The 22401-nt window shown below is 47.5% G+C and carries 10 protein-coding genes; 7 read left to right on the forward strand and 3 right to left on the reverse strand.

What is annotated here, in order from left to right; all coding sequences use genetic code 11:
• Positions 1–204 precede the first annotated feature (204 nt).
• Entirely contained in the window at positions 205–4236 is a 4032-nt protein-coding gene (locus tag DWW91_RS00310) for a two-component regulator propeller domain-containing protein (RefSeq protein WP_199722530.1), read from the reverse strand.
• 295 nt (positions 4237–4531) lie between these two features.
• On the opposite strand from DWW91_RS00310, the gene DWW91_RS00315 reads away from it, so the two are divergent.
• From DWW91_RS00315 to DWW91_RS00345, 7 genes are all read left to right on the forward strand, one after another.
• Positions 4532–7768 (forward strand): TonB-dependent receptor, encoded by a 3237-nt coding sequence (locus DWW91_RS00315; protein ID WP_122326613.1) that lies wholly within the window; start codon positions 4532–4534, stop codon positions 7766–7768.
• A 14-nt stretch (positions 7769–7782) separates the two neighbouring features.
• Complete coding sequence (locus DWW91_RS00320; RefSeq protein ID WP_122326614.1) at positions 7783–9690, forward strand: RagB/SusD family nutrient uptake outer membrane protein; 1908 nt, start codon at positions 7783–7785, stop codon at positions 9688–9690.
• Between the two features lie 157 nt (positions 9691–9847).
• Positions 9848–11302, forward strand: coding sequence for a sulfatase (locus DWW91_RS00325; protein WP_122326615.1), 1455 nt, complete (start codon positions 9848–9850; stop codon positions 11300–11302).
• Positions 11303–11313: 11 nt separating this feature from the next.
• Positions 11314–12711 carry an alpha-L-fucosidase gene (locus DWW91_RS00330; protein WP_122326616.1) on the forward strand — a complete coding sequence of 466 codons (1398 nt, stop codon included), beginning with the start codon at positions 11314–11316 and terminating at the stop codon, positions 12709–12711.
• The gene (locus DWW91_RS00335; RefSeq protein WP_122326617.1) at positions 12708–14786 is read left to right on the forward strand and encodes a Sip1-related alpha-galactosidase; all 2079 of its coding nucleotides are present in this window, start codon (positions 12708–12710) and stop codon (positions 14784–14786) included. The genes DWW91_RS00330 and DWW91_RS00335 overlap by 4 nt, the downstream gene beginning before the upstream one ends.
• Before the next feature lie 18 nt (positions 14787–14804).
• Positions 14805–16346 (forward strand): sulfatase, encoded by a 1542-nt coding sequence (locus tag DWW91_RS00340; RefSeq protein WP_122326618.1) that lies wholly within the window; start codon positions 14805–14807, stop codon positions 16344–16346.
• A 70-nt stretch (positions 16347–16416) separates the two neighbouring features.
• Positions 16417–16611: a DUF6722 family protein gene (locus tag DWW91_RS00345; protein WP_010801152.1), complete on the forward strand. Its 195-nt coding sequence runs from the start codon at positions 16417–16419 to the stop codon at positions 16609–16611.
• A 240-nt stretch (positions 16612–16851) separates the two neighbouring features.
• On the opposite strand, the gene DWW91_RS00350 is transcribed toward DWW91_RS00345, so the two are convergent.
• Both DWW91_RS00350 and DWW91_RS00355 read right to left on the reverse strand, forming a co-directional pair.
• Positions 16852–17565 (reverse strand): hypothetical protein, encoded by a 714-nt coding sequence (locus DWW91_RS00350; protein ID WP_009860435.1) that lies wholly within the window; start codon positions 17563–17565, stop codon positions 16852–16854.
• A gap of 66 nt (positions 17566–17631) precedes the next feature.
• Positions 17632–22374 (reverse strand): efflux RND transporter permease subunit, encoded by a 4743-nt coding sequence (locus tag DWW91_RS00355; protein ID WP_122326823.1) that lies wholly within the window; start codon positions 22372–22374, stop codon positions 17632–17634.
• Positions 22375–22401: the final 27 nt, after the last annotated feature.

The following is a 22401-nucleotide window of genomic DNA, read 5'->3' on the forward strand; positions in this document are numbered from 1 at the left end:
CAATAATTCTTTTTTTAATCTTTCTATTGCTTATCACAACTGCATTCCTTTCATATCACAGTTGGATTCCGTTTGTTTCACAGATGGATTTCTTTTGTTTCACAGCTGTGATATGCAAAGGGAATGCAATGGTAAGGGAAACGATACACCGGGTTAACGACAGTCTCTCCCTGGTAACCAGCTCTACCCCAAGGGTAACGGAGACTATAAAGCATTATAACGGGAAGGCGATACACCAAACTGATTCGTAAAGTGCTTGCGGAATGTATTTATATCGTTATAACCGACCATTTCGGCCACCTCCTGAACAGAATATTTCTTCTGCATGATCAGGGAAGCTGCCTTGCTGATACGGATACTGCGGATCACTTCGATAATCGACAGGTTACTTTGCTGCTTCATCTTCCGGTATAAGGTAGGCTGGCTGAGATTCAACAGGCTTGCCAGGCTTTTGGCACTGAAATCCGGGTTCGTCAGGTTGGCTTCGACGATACTGATTACCTGCTGCATGAAAAGGCCGGCCTGCTCTTCTTCCTCCGGCTTCTCTACCGTATGTTTCAACATCAGGGTTTTCGTATAGATACGTTTCAGCTGCTCACGCATGCGGATCAGGTTCTCTGCCTTGGCTTTGAGTACTTCGGGGTTGAAAGGCTTCATGATATAGTCGTCCACACCGATCCGGGTACTTTTCAGCAAATCCTCCTCCTCAGCTTTGGCCGTCAGCATGATGATCGGGATATGGGCCGTCTGCAACTCCTGCCTGATCTCCTGGCAACAGCTAAAGCCGTCTTTGACCGGCATCATTATATCCGAAATGATGAGGTCAGGGATCTCTTCACGGGCGATCCGCACGCCCTCTTCACCGTCCCGGGCCTCCAGGACACGGTATTTCTTCTTGAATAGCGTATGGATATAATGTCTTATCTCATCGTTATCTTCAATAACCAGCAATTTCTTGCCTGATTCGGGGGATGTCTCTTCACGAACCTTTTCCGGGGCAATGAATGCTTCCTCCTTCTGTTCATCACGGGTATCCTCAACCAGTTGATATACATCTTCTTTAAAATGCTCGCGCCCCAACGGAAGGTAAAGGATGAACTCGGAGCCTTTGCCGGGAGCACTGTTCAGCAAGACTTTCCCATGATGGAGGTCCATCGTGTTTTTAACGATACGCAGACCGATACCCACCTTGGTAGAAAATGAGGGATCATTTTCGCCCGTTATAAAGGATTCAAAGATGCGTCCCTGCAAATTTTCAGCGATGCCGGGACCATTGTCTGCAACGGATAATAAACAGAACATTTTCCCGTCCACCTCCTTCTCCGTGATCGTAACCCTTATCTTTCCGCCCTTCGAGGTATATTTGAGCGCATTCGAAAGAAGGTTCTTCAAGGCTGATTCTATTTTCGGAGCATCCAGCCATAAATCAAGCGACGAGATACCGGAGTTCAGGACATACTCAGTACTTTTTATCTCGGCCATATGCCTGAAAGAAGACATTACGTGTTCAACCAGAGCAACGATCTCCACTTTCGACAAATGTAACTGAACCATTCCGGCCTCGATTTTCTGGACGTACAGCAATTGGTTCACCAGGGTAGATAATGAGGTCGCATTATTATAGACCAACGATAACTTATCATGCAAAGTTTCTGAAAGACGCTCCGTCTGCAACAACTCCTGTAAAGGAGAAAGAATCAGTGTGAGAGGTGTACGAAGTTCATGGGATACGTTCGTAAAGAAGTTTCCGCGTTCACGGTTGATCTGCTTCTCTTTCTCGCGTTCCAGATTGGAAACAAACAACTCATGTTTCAGGCGCTCCTCCTGTCTCAGCCGGGCTTGCTCTCTCCTTACACGACGTATCAGGTAATAAATAAGAAAGGCAGCCAGAGTAGCTATCAGGAAACGGAACCAGGCTGTTTCATACCAGAAAGGCAAAATGTGGATTACCATCGAAGTCGCATTCCCATTGGAACCGTCCGGCATAATACTACTTACTTCAAAAAGATATTCTCCCGGGGGTAAATTGGCATAGGAAACCCTTTCCCCATCGGCAGCAATCAGCCAGTCCGACTGAGCCGGCGTTAACCGATAGCTGTACTTCTGTAACTCGTCCGAATAAGTCAGATTACTGAACATCAGTGAAAAGTTATTATTGGCAGCAGTCAGTGTAAACTCATTAGTATAGGGAATACCTTTCTCCAGAATGACCTGATCGTTCACCTTTTGTCCGATCTCGACGGATTTGTTATCGACTTCCAATTGGGTTATTACCACTTTGTCAGAGACTGGATGGTCATTCATGGCTTCGTCCGGAAGGAAATAGGTCATATTCTTGTTATTTCCCCAGAACAAGAAATTCTTATAATGCATTACCGAACGGTTATTACCCGATATATAATAGTTATAAAAGAGTTTCTGATGCTTGCTGTAACGCGAAATGCTGGAGTTGGAACCCAGCCAAAGATGTCCTTTCGAATCTTCGCTGATACAGCCGATAAAGTTGCTGCTCAACCCATCATGGGTTGTATAAAAACTCTCGATCGTATCAGAAGACAAATCCATTATACCAAACCCGTCTGTAAAACCGATATACAACTTTCCGTCAGAGGAAGAAAAGAGGGAACGAATCTCCTTGGCCGGGATATTAGTTTGCTTTTCAAATCCCGAACGGATAGTACCATCTGTGAAGCTAAACTTTTTAAGTCCGTATATAGTTCCTAACCACAGACATTCTCCAGATATCTCTGTCATTGCCCGTATAGCACCGGAACCGGTAGAATAATGCGTAAACAATCCCGTAACAGGATCGAAAAGTAACAAACCGTTTGATGTCCCTAACCATAAACGCTCCTGGCTGTCAAACAATAAAGTCCAGATCCAACCCGTCCATTGAGGATTATCGGATACACGAATAGGAAAAATACTCAGCTTACCGGTATCCGAATGATAGTGAATCAGTTCAGACCTGTTATTACCAAACCACAAATCACCCCGTTTATCAGTGGTAACACACAAGACCGTATTTCCGCTACCGGACGACACCGGTTCAAAAGACAGACGGCTTTGCGGGTCAAACGGTTTCGTACTTCTAAGGATTCCTTTGTGGAAAGTTGCCAGCCAGATATATTGCTTTTTATCGGTTGCCATTCCGCATATTTCATTATGCGTCTCCTGATGAAAACGCTGATAAAACTGCTTACGCAAATCAGAAGCATAAACTCCTCCTCCCTGTGTTCCCACCCAAATAATTCCTTCAGGATCATAATAAGCAGAGATCATACGAGTCTCCAGATTGCGATGTAACTGCGATGCTGTATTATTATATACTTCTGTCGTAAAACGGGTAGAATCATCTTTGTCAGGTACCATGATCGTATATCCATTCCAGGTGGCTGCCAGGTAACGGCTGTTGCTGATCGATACCATCTGGTAAACATCCCAATGGGATAATGTTCTTACTTTGTCCTCCGGATTATAAGTATATTGCGTATAAGTTCCCGATTCCGGATTATAGCGGATCGCCCCGTTCGCCCAAGTGGCGATCCACACATATCCTTCGGAATATAAAAGTCTATGTACATGCATTTTACTAACCTTCGGCAACTCACCTTTACTTATTACCTGGAATGTCTCCGGATCGAATGTAATGATATTTCCCCAATTCGTCCCGATATAGATCAAGCCTTCCGGCGACTGGCAAAAAGCCATATAATCGGTATCGTTTCCTCCTAAACCGGTAAACTCCATTTCTACCCTCAGGTCAACCTCTGCTATATTTCCATCTTTATTTTTTTTGTAATCGATCAGGACAAGGGAAAGAACATCAGGCGATATAGACCAGAAAGAAGTATCGTTTTGCATGAGTATGTCCTGAACTCCGGTATATTTTTCACTGATCCTCACCGGTATGAAATGCTCCATCCGGCGGTCGAAACAAAACAGTTGTCCGTTGGCTATCAGCCAGAGCAAGCCGTTCTCCGTCTCGCTGATATGAAACACCTTCATATAAAGGCTATCCGAACCGAAGTTCTTAATGTTTTTTCCGTCATACCGACTCAGTCCGTTATCAGTACCGAACCACATGAAACCATCCCGGTCCTTATGGATGCAGGAAACCGTATTATCGGCCAATCCATTCTGCATAGTAAGTACCCGGATATCCTTTTCAAAAAAAGCATAGCCTGTAAAGCTATAAAAGATAACAAACGATATAACTATAATAAATTTCCTCATTTCCACATTCACGTACCTCCCTGAGGTTAACATCAGGTTCATATACAAAGAAACAAAAAAAGAAGGAGAGTAAGGACAATTAAACAAAAGAAAAACCACCCGCATAGCACGAATGAACAAAATACCCACTATCCGTGAATAAAATACAAAGTATACTGAATATCAATAAGCGAAATAAAGAAAATACCCATTGTTAATGACTAAAACGCTTGCCAGTCCATTCAGGCATACCCGATACTTTTGCTTACAAAGATTATTTAAAATTTAGTATTCACAACCTTAAAACTAAAAGAGGATGAAGAAGAGAGTCACATTATTAATTGCACTGCTGATGGCCAGTATATCTTATATATACGCACAGCAGTTAACCATTACTGGTACTGTTACAGACAAGGGTCTGGGTGATCCGGTTATCGGAGCAACCATTCTGGTACAAGGAACCACCAACGGAACTGTCACCGATATGGACGGTAAGTTTTCCCTGGATGTATCAAAAGGAGATATACTACATATTTCCTATATCGGTTACCAGCCACAAACCATCAAAGTTGACGGAGTACAGAAGGTGTACACCATCCAGTTGGGTGAAGATACACAGACACTCGACGAAGTAGTCGTTGTCGGTTTCGGTACACAAAAGAAAGTAAACCTGACAGGAGCAGTTTCCACCGTCGACACCAAAGCACTCGAATCACGCCCGGTAGCTCAAGTAGGACAAGCCCTGCAAGGTGTTGTTCCCGGTCTGAACCTTTCACTCAACAACCAGGGAGGTGCCCTGGGTAACGCTTTGAAAGTAAATATCCGCGGTACAGGTACAATCGGTGAAGGTTCTAACGATGCCCCACTAATCCTTATCGACGGCATCGAAGGAGATATGAACGCATTGAACCCGGATGATATCGAGAACATCTCCGTATTGAAAGATGCTGCCGCATCCAGTATTTACGGTTCGCGTGCCCCGTTCGGTGTGATCCTGATTACTACCAAAAGCGGAAAAAGCGGAAAGACACAGGTTACCTATAATAACAGCCTGCGCTGGTCTACCGCCACCAACTTGCCGGATATGATGGACTCATACACGTTTGCCAAGTACTTCAATGCAGCTGCCCTGAACAGCGGACAAAGTGCATCATTCAACGATGAAACTATCGGTCGCATTATCGCTTATCAGAAAGGAGAATTAACGACATCAACCATACCGAACAGTGCCAACGGAATGTACCAGTTCCACCAACTGGCCAATGACAACCAGAACTGGACCCGCAATCATTTCAAAACAGCTTTCAGCCATGAACATAATGTTAATGTAAGCGGCGGTACAGAAAAGCTGACTTATTTCATGTCGGGTGCCTTTATGGACCAGGGCGGTAACATGCGTTACGGCGATGATGACTTCAAACGTATGAATGCCTCGGCTAAGATCAACTCGAAAGTAAACGACTGGTTGCAGATTGGTTTAAGTACCCGCTTCATCCGTGAAGAACTCGATCGTCCGACTTATGCAAATGACGATCCGGACAATACGGCAAACGGTATCCAGGTCGGTTTATATTACCACGACATCTCACGTACCTGGCCGACCATGCCTTTCCAGGACCCAAACGGCCACTACATGCGTAACTCCAAGATCATCCAGATCAAAGACGGCGGACGTTATAAACGCCGGAAAGACATTATCTATACACAGGCCAACGTAACTATCACTCCGCTGAAAGACTGGAATATCCGCGGAGACGTTAGCCTGAAGGCAGAACATATAAACAAAGACGAAAACCTGGCTAAAGTGTATGAATGGAACTCAAAGAATGAACCGGTGCCTATGGCATTTGCCGGGAGTTATGGTCCGGGAGCAACCTATGCATGGTCTTCCGCACAGGACAATAACTTATTGACAACCAGCTTGTATACCGATTACTTCAAGTCGTTCAATAAGAATAACTTCAAAGTAATGGTCGGTTTCAACACCGAACTCTACAAGCAGAACTATGTGTATGCTAAACGTGACGATGTGATCAGCGACGAAGTACCGAGTATCGACACCAGCATGGGTAAAGATTATACTTCTGCAAACAAGAAGGAATGGGCAACTGCCGGCTTCTTCGGACGTTTGAACTACGACTACGACGGTCGTTACCTGGCTGAGATCAATATCCGCTACGACGGTTCTTCACGCTTCCTGCGTGATAAACGCTGGAATGTATTCCCTTCTTTCTCGTTGGGATACAACATCGCACGTGAAGCATTCTGGGAAGATCTTTCGGAATATGTAGGCACTTTGAAGCCCCGTTTCTCATGGGGTAAGCTGGGCAACCAGAACACGAAGGAATTTTATCCGTTCTATCCGGCACAGCCGCTGGGACTGAAAAACGGAAAATACCTGATCGGCGGACAGCAACCGACTACGGCTACTGCCCCATTGATGGTCAGCGACCTGATGACATGGGAAAAGATCACGACCACCAATATCGGTTTCGACTTCGGTGCCCTGAACAACCGCCTGACAGGTTCGTTCGAATGGTACATGAGAAAAACAGACGACATGGTCGGTCCTCCCGAAGAGAAATCCTCTATCATCGGTATCGACAACGACAAACTGCCGCGTATCAACAACGCTGCCATGCAAAGTAAAGGATGGGAACTGGCTTTAACCTGGAACGACCAGATCGGTAAGGTGGGCTATACCGTCGGATTTACCTTGGCAGATGCCCGTACCAAAATCACCAAATACCCGAATGATGCGCAAATCATCGACCGCAAGAATTCGGATGGAATCATGGAATATGTCCCTTATAACGGCAGATACATGGGTGACATCTGGGGATTCGAAACCATCGGTATTGCCAGGACAGAGCAGGAAATGCAGGATCATCTGGCAACGACAGACCAGTCACAGATCGGTAGTAAATGGGGGGCAGGCGACATCATGTATAGAGATATCAATGGTGACGGTAAGATCACAACAGGCTCCAACACGGTTGGCGATCCGGGCGACCGCAAAATCATCGGTAATGAAACTCCCCGCTATCAGGTAGGTATCACACTGGGAGCCGATTGGAACGGTTTCGACTTCCGCGCTTTCTTTCAGGGAGTCTGCAAACGCGACATCTGGCTGGACGGTAACTTCTTCTGGGGCGCTGTAGATGGCGGTATCTGGCAATCTATCGGATATAAGGAACATTTCGATTACTTCCGTCCGGAAGGTGATGATATGGGTGCCAATCTCAACGCTTACTTTCCAAAGCCCTATTTCGACGCTAATGCAACAAAGAACCATAAAACACAGTCCGGTTATCTGCAAAGTGCCGCTTACCTGCGCCTGAAAAACCTGCAGATCGGTTACACGTTGCCTAACCAGCTCACCTCGAAGATCGGTCTGAGCAAAGCACGCGTATTCTTCTCCGGCGACAACCTGTTTACCATTTCTTCCATCTTCGGTGTATTCGATCCCGAAGCAGTAGGCGGAGCATTGGGTAACGGTAAAATCTATCCGCTTTCAAGAACACTGTCATGCGGAGTAAATGTTTCATTCTAAAATATTAAAGCATCATGAAAAAGCAATCAATCATTATATTATCGCTGGCAGTCGGTTCCCTCAGTTTCACTGCGTGTAACGATTTCCTCGACCGTGAACCCCTGTCGTCCGTCACTTCCGAACATTATCTGAATACGGAAGCCGAGTTAGCCAGTTTCGGAGCTGCCCAATACGACGCACTTCCGGCACACAAACCGGGTGAATACAGTATCGGTGTCTTCAAAACAGACAACAACAGCGACAACCAATGCGCTGCAAAAGAAGATGATAACTTCGTTCCCGGCGAACGCCGCGTACCGACCAGCGGAGAATGGGATTTCAAGAAGATACGCGATTGTAACTATTTCCTCGAAACCGTACTGCCCAAATATGAAGAAGGTAAGATCAGCGGCTTAGATGCCAACATCCGCCATTATATCGGTGAAATGTATTTCTTCCGCGCTTTCCAGTACTTCACATTCATGAAAAAGTACGGTGACTTCCCGATCGTAGATAAAATCCTGTCGGACGATTATGTCGAACTGGCCGAAGCCAACCAACGCCGTCCGCAAAACGAAGTGGCACGTTTCATCCTGACCGACCTGGATAAAGCCACAGAGATGATGAAAGAAACAGCTCCCGAATCCAACCGTCTGACTAAATACGTAGCCCTTCTGCTCAAATCGAGAGTCGCTTTGTACGAAGGAACCTGGTTGAAATATCATGCAGGAACCGATCGTGTTCCGGGCGGACCAGGCTGGCCGGGTGCCAATGCCAGTTATCTGAAAGATTTCACCATCGACCTGAATTCGGAAATAAACTTCTTCCTCTCGGAAGCAAAGAAAGCATCCCAGGAAGTTGCCGATGCTTTCCCACTGGGAGATTATTCAAGCATGTTCAACAGTGTTGACCTGTCCGATATGAAAGAGGTTTTGCTTTGGAGACGATACGACATCAGCCTGAAAGTATTCCATTACGTTGTTTCTTATCTGCAAACGGTTCATCCCTCCGGCAACGGTTGCGGAAATACAGGTTTTACCCGTACGCTGGTTGAAAGCGTTCTGATGAAAAACGGGCTGCCTATCTATGCCTCCGGTTCCGGTTATAAAGGCGATAAGACATTGGAAGATGTAGCGACCGACCGCGACAATCGTTTCCGCGAATCAATAAGTATCCCGGGCGATCCGATCAACAGCCTCAACAACTTCACCCGCCCGGGCATAACTATCGTTACGGAAAACAAGAGTACCACCGGTTATTGCCTTCGTAAAGGATTGAACCAGGATATCAACATGGGCCCGACGTTGCCGAGCAATACCGGATGCGTAATTTTCCGTGCCGCAGAAGCATATCTGAATTATATCGAAGCAAACTACGAACTCGACCATAATCTGGATGCCAAGAGTACCGCCTACTGGAAAGCCCTGCGCAACCGTGCCGGTGTGGATGAAGATTTTCAGAAAACTATTGCAGCTACCGACCTGTCGAAAGAAAACGATTTTGCCACTTATTCCGGCGAACAACTGGTAGATGCTACATTATATAACATACGCCGCGAAAGACGTATCGAGTTTTTGGCTGAAGGCTTCCGCCTCGACGACCTGTACCGTTGGAGAGCACTCGATCGAATGAAAGACTACCAGGTAGAAGGTTTCAACCTCTGGGATGAAAATTATAAGTTGTATGACGACCTGAAAGTGGAAGGTGAAACAGACGAACCGAACGTTTCCAGCCGTTACAACAAGTATCTCCGCCCGTACCAAATACAACGTAACAACAAGGCATACCTGGGATATACTTTCATGAAAGCTCATTACCTGGCACCTATCGCTTACGACGTGATCCGTCTGAGTACCCCTCAAAAGGGAGGTGATATAAGCACTGCTTACATCTACCAGAATCCGGGATGGGACGTACAACCGGGAACAAGTGCCAAGAAGTAAAGGACATAGTAGGCAGAAAGCTACAGCCTGCTAATACAAACGTCCTTATCTGATATACTTTTGACCTGGGTCAAACGGGTATTCGACCCAGGTCAAACATGTATTTCACCTGGGTCAACTATATAAAAGGTCCTATATTAAACATTACAAAGCAGATATGAAACACTTACCGGAATACTTACTTTTGATTACTTCCTGCCTATACAGCGGCACCATACAAGCTAAAGAGAAGCCATCTTCTCCTAACCTAGTATTCATTATGGCCGACCAATGGCGCGGACAGGCTATAGGATGCCTGGGATTGGAACCGGTCCGGACACCCAATCTGGACAAGCTGGCCTCCGAAGGTGTGCACTTTACGGATGCGATCAGCAGTTATCCCGTCTCATCCCCTGCCCGAGGCATGCTGATGACTGGCATGTATCCGGTAAGCAGCAAGGTAACAGGCAACTGTAATTCCAATACTGCCCCTTACGGAGTTGAACTTCCCGAATCGGCCCGTTGCTGGTCCGACGTCCTGAAAGACCAGGGATATGAGTTGGGATACATTGGAAAATGGCATCTCGACTCCCCCTATCAGCCCTACATTGAAACCAATAACAACAAAGGAAAAATAGCCTGGAATGAATGGTGTCCCAAAGAACGCCGCCACGGTTTCAGCCACTGGATCGCCTATGGCACATACGATTATCATCTGAAACCCATGTACTGGGATACGGATGCTTCGCGCGACGAGTTCTATTTCGTCGACCAATGGGGACCGGAATATGAAGCCGACCGGGCCATCGACTATATCGCCAATCGAGATAATAAATTACGCGACGCAGGCAAGCCTTTTGCCCTGGTCGTATCCATGAACCCGCCTCATACCGGATATGAGCTGGTTCCCGACAAATACAAAGAAATCTACCGCAACGTAGATGTCGAAACAGTATGCAACTCCCCCATCATCGCCCCCAAAGGGACAAAAATGGGAGACTTCTACCGCAAGAGTGTGTTGGATTATTATGCCTGTATGACAGGTGTCGACGAACAGGTCGGCCGTATCATCCGCCAGTTGAAAGAACAGGGATTGTTCGACAATACAATTGTGGTGTTTACTTCCGATCATGGCGACAGCATGGGGATGCACGAGCATATCGGTAAAAATATTTATTACGAAGAAGCCATGCGCATCCCGATGATGATTAGCTGGCCGGAAAAGATCACGCCGCGCCGGGATTCTACCCTGATGATCGCTTTCGCCGACCTGTATCCTTCCCTCTTGTCATTAATGGGATTCAAAGACCGGATACCGGCAGAGGTCCAGACTTTCGACCTGTCCGCTTCTATCCTCTCACCGGAGAATACACAGGAGATCGTACAGCCCTATTATTATCTTCTCCCTGAAAATTTAACAACCGGATACAGGGGATTACGGACGAAAAAATATACATTTGCAGTACACGCCACAAACGGCCGGACTGACGAATGGATATTATTCGACCGCGAACAGGATCCATTCCTGCTAAACAACATAGCCCCCGATCAGCCGACACTGATTAAACAGTTTTCAAACCAGTTGAAAGACTGGCTGAAGAAGACCAACGATCCGTTTATGAACTGTCTGTAAATTATATACACATGAAAACACATCTTTATCTGGCAATCTTACTGATAGCAAGTATTTTCCCGGCAACGGGACAAGAGGCGGATATCCCCCGTCCGGCCCCTCACCAGTTGAAATGGCACGAGTCGGAAATGGGCGTCGTCTTCCATTATGATCTCCATGTCTTCGATGGCATCAAATACGGTCAGGGCAACAACCGCGTCCAGCCGATAGAAGATTACAATATCTTCAACCCTACCCAACTAAATACGGACCAGTGGGTACAGGCGGCAAAAGCAGCGGGGGCCAAGTTTGCCGTCCTGACGGCCACCCACGAGACAGGCTTTGCCATTTACCAGAGCGATGTCAATCCTTATTGCCTGAAAGCGGTAAAATGGCGCGACGGGAAGGGGGATATCATCCGCGACTTTGTCAATTCATGTAGAAAATACGATATAATGCCGGGGATCTATGTCGGTATCCGGTGGAACTCACTTTTTGGCGTTCATAATTTCAAGGTACAGGGAGAAGGAGAGTTTGCCGCTAACCGTCAACAATGGTATAAGCATTTCTGCGAACGCATGGTTGAAGAACTTTGCAGCCGCTACGGTGATTTGTTTATGATCTGGTTTGACGGTGGCGCAGACGATCCGAAAGGCAACGGGCCGGACGTATTGCCCATCGTCAGCAAGTACCAGCCGGAATGTCTTTTCTATCATAACGTAGACCGGGCGGATTTCCGCTGGGGCGGTTCCGAGACAGGGACGGTCGGTTATCCCTGCTGGTCTTCTTTCCCCTACCCTTACTCACACAGTAATAATACGGAAGGGAGCCGAAACCATAACGATCTGTTGAAACAGGGCGACAAGGATGGAAAATACTGGGTTCCGGCTATGGCAGACACTCCCTTGCGAGGCATGAACGGACGGCATGAATGGTTCTGGGAGCCGGATGACGAGAATACGGTTTACCCGGTTGAATCTTTAATGAATATGTATTATAAATCGGTCGGAAGGAATGCAACACTGATTGTCGGTCTGACACCCGATACAACAGGTCTGATCCCATCCGGCGACGTGCAACGACTGAAAGAATGGGGCGACGAGATAAACCGCCGCTTCTCCTCTCCGATTGCCTCTACCTCCGGACAAAAGAAAAGCCTGACACTGAAACTGGATAAGGCGCAACCGGTCAATCATTGCATTATCCAGGAAAACATCCGGAACGGTGAGCGTATCCGTCAATATAAAGTAGAAGCCAGGGTAAACGGTAAATGGCAAACCATTTGCGAAGGCGAATCGGTAGGGCACAAGCGTATAGAACAGTTCCCGGCAGTAGAGGCTTCCGCTTTGCGCCTGACAATCTCTCAATCGGTAGCACAACCGGATATACGTAACTTCAGTGTTTTCAACGTTCAAGAAGTAAACAAATGACAAGAAACAAGACATATTTGCTGACATTGATCCTGAGCAGTGCGGCCTGGCTCAGCCCTTCCCTCTCCGGACAAACAACCTTTGTCTATGAACGGGGAAAGATGTTCAACGATGTCGATGCTTTCCGGATGGAGCAGGCTATCGATCTGAAGAAGCAACAGACACCTGTCTATTATGAAAAGAACATACCGGGAGAGCAACAAACAGTCTCTTATAAAACGAATATACCCTCCTATAAACAAGGCATATTCTTTAGTCGCGACTCCCGCTCCGGCGATTATCAGTGGCCCAATAATACCAACCGGTTACTGACCTGGGTCTTTACCCGGCTCGACGATCTGGCGAAGGAAGATTATCCGGGTATCCCGTCTAACGGAGCGCCTTCCCTGCTGGGGGATGCCTTATTGCTGGAACTGGTTGACGGACAATATATGTTTGCCAAAGCTGTTGCCGGAGAGAATAGTATCAGCTGGTTCCGGGTGAACAGGGATGGTTCGTTAACAGTCTTCCTATCTACTTTGGGAACAGACAATCTCGCTCCGCAAGCTCCCGTCCTGTTAATGGAAAAAGGGAAAACGGCCTATGAAGCCATTCATAAAGCATATATCGCTTTAACCGGCAACCGGGAGATTTCGGCATTGCAGAAGAGGACGGATAAAGATTATTTCGAAGCCTTTAAATACCTGGGTTGGTGTTCCTGGGAACATTATCATTACGATATCGACGAAACAAAGATACTGAACGACCTGGACGGCATCGAGGCTTCCGGCCTCCCCATCCGTTACGTCCTGATAGACGACGGCCATCTGGCGAATAAGAACCGCCAGCTTACCAGCTTCATCCCGGATAGAGAACGGTTTCCCAACGGATGGAAGAACATCATCTCCCGGAAGAAAGAAGATAAAGTGAAATGGATGGGGTTATGGTATAACTTCTGCGGGTATTGGATGGGAATATCTCCGGAAAACGATTTCCCGGAAAAGGTGAAGCAATCGCTTTACCCTTACAACGGCAGCCTGTTACCCGGACAAAGCAGGGAGAATATCGACACGTTCTATCACTATTATATCCGGACATTGAAAGGATATGGTTTCGATTTCCTCAAGATAGACAACCAGTCTTTCCTGTTGCCTCTTTATATGGGAAACAAGGAGGTCATACAGCAATCTAAAGCATGTAACCTGGCATTGGAAGAGCAAACCCATAACCAGCAGGTCGGACTGATGAACTGCATGGCACAGAATATCCTGAACATAGACCATACACAATACAGCGGTGTGACCCGTGTCAGCATCGACTATAAGAAATATGATGAAGATATGGCCAAATCGCATCTGTTCCAGTCGTATATCAATACGTTACTGCAAGGACAGACAGTCTGGCCCGACCATGATATGTTCCATTCCTACGATACGGTTTGCGGCAGCCTGATGGCCCGCTCGAAAGCCTTATCCGGTGGTCCGGTCTACCTGTCGGACTCTCCCGTCGATTTCACCCGGGAAAACATTCTTCCTTTGATCGACGAGGAAGGAAAGTTATTCCGTCCCGAAGCCCCGGCTATCCCGACACCCGAATCGATCATCACCAATCCTTTACAGGGTGGAAAGGCATACCGTGTATTTGCTCCGACCGGAGACGAGGCCATTTCACTGATCTGCTATAACCTCAACACATCGCCTCGATACCGCAAGGTACAGGCTACGATCAGCCGATCCGATTACCTGTTGCGTGAAACCATGACAGGAAAACCCATTCCTCAGAACAAACGGATCATTCTTTACGACTGGAACGAACAGACGGCCAGCGAACTGGATACAGACCAACAGACAGAACTGGAAGGTTTCACCGACCGGTTATATCATCTCTGTCCGGTAAACAATGGCTGGGCGGTTATCGGAGTACAGGAGAAATTTCTGTCGCCGGCAACCGTCAGGATCATCTCCTGCAACCGGAAGCAACTCACCCTCGATGTCCTCTGCTCCGGAACTGTCCGTGTATGGGTAGAATCAGGGAACAAAAAGGAATTACGCAGCATTCCGGTAACAACTCCGGGCACTATAACAATTAACAAATGAACTAAAAACGATACGAGCATGAACAAGAGACTATTTCTATCACTGGCAACACTTCCATTATTGGGAGCAGCCGGGCAAGCCGAAGCGGCCAAACCGCAGGACCGGCCGAATATTATTCTCTTCCTGGTAGATGATATGGGCTGGCAAGATACTTCCCTCCCTTTCTGGAAGGAAAAGACACATTATAATGAAGTATACGAAACGCCTAACATGGAACGCCTTGCCCGCCAGGGTATGATGTTTACCCAGGCTTATGCATCCAGCATCAGTTCGCCGAGCCGTTGCAGCCTCTATACCGGCATGAATGCAGGACGCCACCGGGTAACGAACTGGACGTATCCCAAAAACAAATCGACAGACCGGCAAAGCGATGTGCTGGAATTGCCGGACTGGAATGTAAACGGTATCTGTGAGGTCGCAGGCATCGAACATACTTACCAGGTCACCTCTATGGCTCAAATACTGAAAGATAACGGTTATCATACCATCCATTGCGGAAAAGCCCATTGGGGAGCGGTAGACACACCGGGAGAGAACCCGTATCATTTCGGATTCGAAGTAAACATTGCCGGACATGCCGGCGGCGGCCTTGCCAGTTATTTGGGAGAAGCCAATTTCGGTAACCGGACAGACGGTAAGCCGAATCCCTGGTTCGCCGTTCCGGGCCTGGATAAATACTGGGGAAAGGATATCTTTATCTCGGAAGCCCTGACACAGGAAGCTACCAAAGCACTGGATAAGGCGCAACAATACGATCAGCCGTTCTTCCTTTACATGTCGCATTATGCCATTCATGTCCCGATAGATAAGGATATGCGTTTTTATCAGAAATATATCGACAAAGGACTGGGAGAGAAAGAAGCCGCTTATGCCGCCCTGATAGAGGGAATGGACAAAAGTCTGGGCGATATCATGGATTATCTGGAGAAGAACAAGCTGGCGGATAACACGATCATCATCTTCATGTCCGACAACGGCGGTCTGGCTGCCGAACCGGAATGGCGCGACGGCAAACCTCATACCCAGAACTCCCCGCTGAACAGCGGTAAAGGTTCCGCTTACGAAGGCGGCGTTCGTGAACCGATGATCGTCAGCTGGCCGGGCAAGGTACAGCCGCAGACCAAATGCGATAAATACCTGATCATCGAAGACTTCTTCCCGACCATCCTCGAAATGGCCGAAATAAAGAAATACGAGACTATCCAGCCAATAGACGGCGTCAGCTTCATGCCGCTGCTGACCAATACCGGCGATCCCTCCAAAGGGCGCAGCCTGTACTGGAACTTCCCGAACCTCTGGGGCAACACAGGACCGGGTATCGGAGCCACCTGCACAATCCGCCAGGGTGACTGGAAACTGATCTATTATTATGAGACAGGAAAAAAAGAGTTATTCAATATTCCCGACGATATAGGCGAAAAGAATGACTTGTCCGCTTCCCATCCCGACTTGATAAAGAAACTATCCAAAGACCTGGGCAAACAATTACGAAAGATGGAAGCACAGCGCCCGTCATTCAAGGCAACGGGTAAACCTTGCCCCTGGCCGGATGAGATATAATTTTTAGCAGTTATTCCTGTACTCTTTCAATATTATACCCTATCTTTGCCTGTAACAAAATTATTTAACTATGAAGAACAGGCATAAGATAAGGATTGTACCTGTTCCTGTCATACAGGAGCAGATACGGAAAGAGGAAATCCGTTTCTCTAAAGAGTTTGGAAGATACTTATTGGATCTATCGAAGCTGATCATTGGAGGAGCTGTTATTACAACAGTTATACAGCTTAACTCCGATAAATATGTGGTAATAGTATCGCTATAGGTTTAGCCATTACATTATGTATTGTTGGGTTTATAGTATTAACTTTAAAACATAAATAATTATGGGACCTGCTATATTATTATATTCTCTTTTAGGAGGCGCTGTCCTTATAGCATATATTCTCCTTTTCAAAACTAAGAAAGGTAGGGATTGGGTAGACAAGAACAGTTAAGATCATACAGTTCAGGCACGAATTACACACAACTTATTAATAAAAGCATGTGATCCGTGCCTGATTATTTATATAAACCTTTCCCTCTTCTGCAAATTCAGCAACCCGATCATCATCCACACAATACCACCTATCAAAAGGAAAATACGGTTCTTGACGATCAACCCTTCCCAGATTACCGGCAGGAAGTTATCAGGTACTTTAAAAGGATTCAGGAGGATATTCCAGAATGAACGTTCTATTATTTCCATCTCGCTCGTTATCAGAAGGAGAATAGCCAGGATAATCGTAAACACAGCCGTGCCGTTACCACTGCGGGTGATGGTGGAGAGCATAAAGGCCAGATTCCCGAAAAAGACAAGGGGGAACATCAACTGGACAGACATCTCGAACGGATTGACCGGATATAACAATAATGTAGCCAGATAAGAAAAAGCCACCAGGATAAAGAATATAGCGACATAAATCATCAGCAGGCGTACTCCCCAGACTTTATATTTGTAGTCAGGGATACCGAAAAGGATTTCCAGTATCCGGTTATCCTCATCATTCTGGATGCCGAATACGGCAGGATAGAATACCAGCAGGACACAAGGGAACATCAAAAGGTTATAGATCAGTCCTTCGTTGATCTCCGCCCTATTCCAGGCAGCCTGGAACATGAAATAGGCAAAGAATGCGAATGCCGCCAGCAAGAACCAGATGAACTTGCCAGCGAAGATGATCTTCAGGTTATATTTTACCACCTTGGGTAATAAAGGTATCAATTGCTTTATCGTCATAACTATCTTTTTACAACATTAATCTACCACTTGTGTCTCGCATCACGCCTGAGATTAGCAAGAAACTCATTGTCCGCTTTTCCCTTCCATATTTTTCAGCAAGCAGAGATAAGCATCTTCCAGGTTCGGCTCTACTTCTACGGCTCCCTCATAAGGCGAACCGACAGACAGGTAACGCACCTGTATCGTATCTCCATCCTGTATATGATGGACCACCATCGTTTTATCCAGCACCTGTTCGAACGACTCACGGTCGATATGGAACTGCCAGACCTTACCGGTAGCCATATCCACCATATCGGTCGGATCGCCGAAGTATTTCAGCTCGCCTTTGTTGATAACCACCACCTGGCTGCATGAACTGGAAATATCTTCGATAATATGCGTGGAGAAGATCACGATACGGTCTTTACTCAACTCTACCAGCAGGTTACGGAAACGGATACGTTCACGCGGGTCGAGACCGGCTGTTGGCTCATCCACCACCAGAATGCGGGGAAGATGAAGCAGGATGAGGGCTATACCGATACGCTGTTTCATACCGCCGGAGAAAGAACCGATCTTGTCGTCTTTCCGTTCGTACATATGAACTGCTTTCAACACATATTCCAGACGTTCTTCCCTCAGCTTATTATCGGTAAGCCCTTTCAGGATCGCCTGATAATCGAGAAACTCCCAGGAAGACATATTCTCGTAAGTTCCGAACTCCTGCGGAAGGAAGCCGATCAGGCTCTGCAATTCCTCCCGGTAAATGCGGGTATCCAGTCCATTGATCCAGATACTGCCGTAACTCTGTTCCAGGATACCGCAGATAATACGCATCAGAGTTGATTTACCGGCGCCATTAGGTCCCAGCAAACCGAACATTCCCGTACGGATCTCAAAAGATACACCTCGCAAGGCTTTGAAAGGCCTGCGCTGTTTCCCGATCAACGGAATCCCTTTGACCATACGGAACCAGGAGCGGCGAAGTCCAGCCAGCCGTCCTTTGATACGTTCTATATTGACATTCTTTTCATACAAGTATTGCGAAGAAACATATACGGCAATACAGAAGGCCCACAGAAGGCCCACAACGGAAATCAGTCCGGTATTATCCATCTTCCGGAACAGAATAAACAGGATGATCGGAGGAATACTCCAGAATATCAGACGGTTTATATATTTCACCCGCTTATTTTCCCCGAAACGGTAGAACAGGTATTGACGGACCTTCCGCCACAGATAAAGGATCGTGGCATAGATGGCAAACGACAACAGGAATATCCACAGCCTGTTATTGATGAAGAACCAGGTGAAATACATACCGAAAAGCAACATACCGAACTGCCACAGAACGTTGACAAAGTCTTTCAGCGAACGATATTCATTGCTCAGTCCCAGATGCCGGCGGATATTCAGGCCGCTATTCCACTGACGGCTGATACGTCCCGGCCAGTCGTATATCTTCACCAGGTTGCGGACAGAGATATGTATATCTTCCCCGGGATCGATTACTTTCGAACGGGCACGCCTCAAACTGGTCTGAGCAAAATAAGTCACTCCCGGAATACCGAAAACCAGAAGAACCATGTAAACAGACTGCCACAGCATCCCGTCGGCATACAGCCAAATACCAGCAACCCCCAACAGGAACAGTACCAGATGGAATATCCATATTTTACGGGACAGGCCCCGATACCACTGCAAAGTATTCTCCAGCCCCATACAAACAGTCGGTATCAGGATCAGCGTCAGCAACGCAGAGAATGTCAACCCGCCGATCACCGTAATGGCAAACGGTGCACCGATAGCACCGGCATATTCCGAATCTCCCATCGCCAACGGGAACATGGCGACAATTGTCGTTATCGACGTAATCAGGATCGGACGGATACGTGACAAGCCAGCCGTCATCAATGCCCTGTTGCGTCTGTAGCCTCGTTTGCGGAGGATATTGGAATAGTCTATCAGGATGATGCCGTTATTCACGACCACGCCCAGCAGGATCAGGAAACCGGTCAGCGTATTCGCATTCAACAGGCTATTGCTTGTCAGCAACAATGCCAGCAAAGAACCGATAGCAGCCAGCGGTATCGAGAAAAGCAGGACGAAAGGCGTCACCAGCGATTCAAAGACAGAGGCCAGTATCATAAAGATAAGGATGAAAGCTGCCAGTATCAGGAACTTAAAATCGGCAAACTCATCTTCTTCATGGAACACCTCCACGGCAACCCCCGACGGCAGATTATAATTGGCAACCAACTGGTCGATATCCGAGCGATATCCCTCGAGCAGGTCTTTCGACGATTGCACGTCTTTGGAGAAATTATAGAATACCTCTATCTGTTTATCCTGGTTGACCCGCATGATACGGGTACGTCCCCGGCCATAATTGACAGAAGCCAGGTCCTGCAAATCATGCAGTCCGCCGTTGGCATTCTGTATCTGTACGCGGCGCAGGTCATCGACGGTTTTGTCTTTCTTTTCCGTCTCCGCCTCTTCTTCCTCGTTCTCTTCGTCGCCGGGGATATCGTTACGGATAATAATATCGTAGGTATCCTCCCCGATCTTGAAAGAGGTACCCGAAGAATACTCCGGATTAAGCGCCGCCAGTCCGGAGGAAATATTGGCACGGGTAATCTCGTATGAAGTCAGCAGGATCGGATCGAAATCGAGATGTATTTCAGGCTGCCGGCGGTTGTAGGAGACGCGCGAACCACGGATAAACTCCTGTTCATCGAGGTAATAGCGAAAATCTTCGGCTACCAGTTGCATCACATCGAAATCGGAACCTTTTATCACGATCCGTTCACGGTTCTCACCGATACCCAGCAGGCGCATGAAATTACCCAGGCCGGCCATAGCTCCTCCTCCTGCGCCACCTCCGCCGCCGCCACCCGACATCGATTCCTCCACGGAGATTTCCGCTCCCTGGATATTGGATACGGTGGCCTGCACCGTGGCTTTATATTCAGCCATTTTACTTCCCGCCTTCTTCACAAAGTCATCGGTGAAGTTAAGCGTGAGGACGGCATTCTTTTCATTTATACGACTGATCAAGTCTTTCCTGCCGGGAAAACTGTCCAGGCGCGCTTCGATCACCTTCACCAGTTTATCCGCATTATCGAGCGTACTGCCCGTCGGCATCGTCACATAGATATTGATACGGTCGGTATTCACATCTTTCATCTGCTGCACATTCATGTAGATGGAAAGGATCAGGGTGACGAACAAGACGATGATCGCTCCGAAGATCGTCACGCCCGGATTCCGCATACAGGTTTTCAGCAAAACCAGGTAGACCTGTACAGGACGCTGTACAATCGAAACCTTTTCATAAAAGACGCTCTGCCCGTTTTTCTTCCTCAGCAGCAGGTAAGTTGCCATCGGGATGAACAGCAGGGCGACAAACAAGGAGATGGTCAGGGTAGAGATAATCGAAACACCGATATGATGCCCGATCAGCTTGATCATAAAGTTGTCGGAGAAAACGAAGGGAAGGAAGACCGTCACCGTCGTCAGCGTAGCCGCCACGATAGAACGCCATACCTCCTTTGTACCCTGTGTAACGGAACGTTCGGGCGTACAACCGGAAGCCGAAAGGCGGTAGATATTTTCAAGCACCACCACACTATTGTCGAGCAGCATCCCGATAGCCAGCGCCATCCCCACCAGCGTCAGACTGTTGATCGTTATACCGAAGGCATAGAAGAAATTAAATGCCGTATAAACGGATATAGGGATTGAAAGGGCAATAAAAAATACCAGCCGCAGGTTCTTCAGGAACAGCCAGAGAATCAGTATGGCCAGCAGACCGCCCACCAGGGCGAGATTGATGATCTGGTCGATATTATTCTCCATTGTCTCGGCCGTATTCTCCTGCACCACCACTTCCACATCGAGATAAGCCAGCTTCTCGTTCAGCCGGTCGATTGCCTCGACGGCCCGGTGCGACAAGTCGATCAGGTTCGCCTGCGAATCGCTCATCAAGGCGACCGATACCGCATCTTTTCCGTTCACACGGCTATAGGAAGTCTCTTCCTTCAGGTCGAAAAAGACGGTGGCTACATCTTTCAGCAGCACAGGACCGGGAGCGACCACGATATTCTCCAGGTCGGACACCTTCGAATAGAGAGCATTGACATGGATAAAGTATTTGCTGTCCGGTTCATTGGCAAAACCGACAAAGGCCTTATCCTGCGTGTTCTGCGTCAGCAGGCCGCTGATGGAAGACGGCGTCAGGTTCAACGCCTTGCAAGCCTCGGGATTGAGGCGTATCTCGATCGCTTTCTCCCGGCCGCCGTAGATATTGACGGAAGCAACCCCGTCCACATTCTCCAGGTCGGAACGAATCTCCTTATCCACAATATTACGTACCCTGTCGACACCGCCCGAACCGCGCACCTGCAAAACCATAAAGTTATTGGCCATCTGGCCGACATCGACCTTTTGCAACTGCACATTGAAGCCGTCGGGGAAAGTGGCTGCCAGTTCGTTCACCTTCTCCTGTAGACGGAGGGAGGTGATCTTGAAGTTCACCGTGTTTTTGAAATCTATCTGTATGGTAGACTGGCGGCTGTCGACGGTGGATTGTATCTTATCCACCCCTCCGATCGAACTGATCGCCCCTTCAAGCGGAATAACGATTTCCGATTCCACGTACGAAGGGTCCATGTCCTGCTGGGACGAAACCTGTACGAACAGCATCGGCAGTTCGGCATTGGGCAATAACTCCACCGGCAACTGCTTATACGACACATAACCGAGCATGGTCAGTGCGATAAACAGCATACAGATCGTTATTCTTCTATGTAGTAAAAAGTTCATATTCTTTTTTTTATATATTACACCCTG

It is taken from the genome of Parabacteroides sp. AF17-3, from assembly GCF_003635445.1.
Taxonomy (GTDB): Bacteria; Bacteroidota; Bacteroidia; order Bacteroidales; family Tannerellaceae; genus Parabacteroides; species Parabacteroides goldsteinii.